Below are 3,426 nucleotides of genomic sequence, written 5' to 3'. Positions count from 1 at the left end.
TACTTCTGCAAAAGAATTTCGAAGATCAATCATGGACTTTTTTGAAATCACTTGGCCAAAAATTTCCCACGATATGGTGGATCGCATCAATGATGATTTTCAATTACTGAAATCGGCACTTTGATTCGTTTTGGGTATATCTATTGAAGAGACGGAGGAATTTGAAGATTTTTTGTATAAAGCCCAATCAACTTTAAACGAAGTTACCCATTCTGGATGAGGAGAGTGTTTTTGTGAGGATGGAAAACAATTTTTTTCAATTCGGTCACTTGCATTAGATGGAGGAGGTGTTCTAGGCGTTTTTGAAGCAGAAATTATTGAAGATATAGAGCAAAGAACTGGTAAAAAATACATCAGTTATATAGGGGGGGCATTACCGGTGTGTCAACAGGTTCATTTATGGCATTAGCAGCTATATGTCCAGATGATGCTTCTGAAGAACGAATGATTTATCACAAATCAATCAACCTGGAAATCTCTACGCTAATGTCATCGGCGTTCTAGAAACTGCGTTAAAAACTCTCAATGGGATTCTTTTAAGAAAAGAAGAAGCCGCTAAATAAGAACCTATATTGATATATCAATTGCATGCAGCTCCACAAAAAAATAAAAGAAACTTGGATTAAATGAATTTGAGGGCAATCGAAGCATCTAAATTTTGAGCAAGATGAAGGGATAAGAGGGGAGGATTCGCATCCCTCTCTCTAGCTTTGAAGTGGCTCACTTTTACTCTTTCTTTTTTTTCAATAATTAAATTATGGGGTTGCAAAAAAAGAAAACTCAAATATTATGCAATTAAAGTATCAGGAGGTAGTATCGTCAATCTTTCGACTACCTAAAATTTTATTGTATTTGTTAATTCAAGTATTGATTCCTGCTGCATAGAGTATTGGTAGCAGCTATATAAATTTGAAAGGTAGGTGAGCCTATGTTTCTCAACATCGGTCAGATCAAAAGGATACTTGCATCTATAATCTTTGCGATCTTCGTTTTCGAAGTGGTTCTTTATCAGGCCAAAGCTGAATCCATTAGAATTGAACTTAGAGAGGAGGAGTGTCGAAAAGCACTGCATTTGGTTCAAGCTGAAAAAACTTATGAACTAGAGTTGAATGACAGGTATCAGTTAGCAGTTAGTACTCTTTCATTAGAAGGTTGGTGGTACGAAGCGGAGCGAAACGAATATACGATTGGGGGACTCACTTTTACAGTAAGCGAAAGCGGTTCCATTGAGATTCTTAAGGCTGAAGAGATTCAAGCTCATTTTAAAACGGCTGGCAGAGTTCATGTAAATGACAGTCGGGTGGAGTTGAATTTTAGTTCTTTTGATGTTGAAGCCGGAACATTAGCGGTTGAAGGCGATGTTAGAGCGGAAGCTTTTAGCTATAATGGAGCTCTTTTTCAAAATACGAGAAAGCTCCAAGGAAAATCTTTTTCAGTTTCTTCAACACAATTTAAGAACACTGGTGGTAATCTAGAATTCTTATCAAACATTATCCTAGAAGTTGGGGAAGGCTTTGATAATACTGACGGAAAGATCCATGCTCGGGGTGGGGTGGTTCTCCAAACAAAAGACCTCCAAAATGAGAATGGCAGCATCAGCGGCATAGAGACAACTCAAGTGTCTTGCTCAGGAAATCTGACAGGAAAGAATGGGCATATTGGAGCCAATGGAAAAACAGTTCTTTCTCTCTTAACACCGACGACAGTTGAACATCTGGGTAAGGTGCAAGGGACAACAGTTGAGTTTCAGGATAAGTCTGACAGCCCCATGACGGTGATAAGAGATGGAGGCTTTTTTGCCGAAGAGGAAGTTTTGCTTAAAGCGCGTAGCTTAGAGATACCAGGCGTAATCATTCAATCTCCCCTTCTGGAGCTTCAGGTTCTAGACTTTCTTATAGACAACATTCCCAGCAGTGAAAGAACAATCGTTAGATTGGATTCAGATCAAGATTTTTCTCTGACGCATTCTTACCGGACTGCAGGGACTTTTGAATTTTGGCAAACAGGACTATTGGACGTTACCTCGGTTGAAGAAGCAATGGATCATCTGTATGGGGATGGCTCTGGAGACTTACCTGATTCTAGGCAGCAGATCCGCTTAAAGGCAACGGTTCAGGCCGACAAAGGGCTGCACTTTTATACGCCCGAGGCCAGAATACAACTAGGCGATAATGATTTAGAAGAAATGCCAGAGTTTCTTTTGCAGAATTCATTTCTGAGGGGCTATGCAAACACCTTTGATCTCGAAAAAGCTATTCTCGCGACTGTGAATGCTTTTGTACATGCGCCGAAAGGGATCTCTGTTGGTCGTCTGATAACCGATCCCACACGGAGAAATTTTGTCACTATTTATAGTCACGGGCAATATAGTAAATCTCTGAATCTGGGTGGAAATGTAGAAAATCCGGTATTTCATTTCCTGGGGCAAGAAGTGCGTTCGGAAGTTTATGATGGGCAACACCTTTTTACTTTTCCTATCGCAATAAGTAACGGAAGTACTTTGTTGGTTAATGAAAAATCAGAATTTAGAGGTCCCCTTTTTAATCGTGGTCATTTTGAAACAAGAGATTTAGAAATTGACTCTCCACGAGATTCTGATTGTGAAGCAGGAATTATTCATGTTGCAAATAACTTTGAACTGAACGGAGGGGGAAACCTCCACCTTCGGCGTCATATTGGACGGGTCGATTTTACATATTATTGCTATTCCAATGGGATGAGGTCAGCTCATCCCAACTCTAATTTTAGCTTTGCAAGTAGTGACCCAGCAGAGTTACGTGTTCAAGGTGCCCTATCAACAAATCAGGGATCCACGGTTAAAAATGAGGCAAGTATTTTATATGCGCATCAGGAATCCCCAGAAGTAATAATCCAATTAGAGGATTTTGAAGCCTCACTTTTTCAAAAGTTTTTTAGTGAGTTTGATATACAGGAAAAAGGACTTTTATTAGGGCTTTTAAACATGGAAAGTGTTCCCAAGATTCTTATGGAAAAAACATTAACTCGGCCAGTGTCTGGTACTATTAATTCAACCATGCGGAATCGAGCAGAGGCACATTGTTTTTTGTACAGATCTAACGGTTTCGCAGGAGCTCAGCAGATATTTCCAGCGCAAACGAGTACATCAAAGGAAATCATAACGGCTTCACATACTCTTCAGGGTCAAATATCAACTCCCGGTCTCTTGATTACAGTCGGAGAGAAAGGTCTGGAATTAGGCAGTCCAAATCCCTATTACATTGAACCCAGGGATCCAATTCGTGATCTTATGTCAAATGGACTAAACCTTCATACAACACGTATAGCTGATAACTTAAGGGAGGCTATTGCGAGAGCGACAACGCCTCAAGTCTTCTTTAAATTCAGTCCTAGGTACTGGTTTGATGAATTGCAGGCTCAAAACTTCCATCGGAATATTGCTGGAGC

The 3,426-nt window shown here is 40.0% G+C and carries 1 protein-coding gene; it reads left to right on the top strand.

Features of this window, described 5'->3' with window-relative positions; genetic code table 11:
* Positions 1-928: 928 nt before the first annotated feature.
* On the top strand, positions 929-3,426 hold a 2,498-nt coding region (locus HOL16_05765), incomplete at its 3' end, for a hypothetical protein (GenBank protein ID MBT5390196.1).

Source organism: Alphaproteobacteria bacterium (genome assembly GCA_018662925.1).
Classification (GTDB): domain Bacteria; phylum Pseudomonadota; class Alphaproteobacteria; order 16-39-46; family JABJFC01; genus JABJFC01.
Note: the sequence above shows the minus strand (reverse complement) of the source record. Positions and strands in the feature narration are given on the sequence as shown.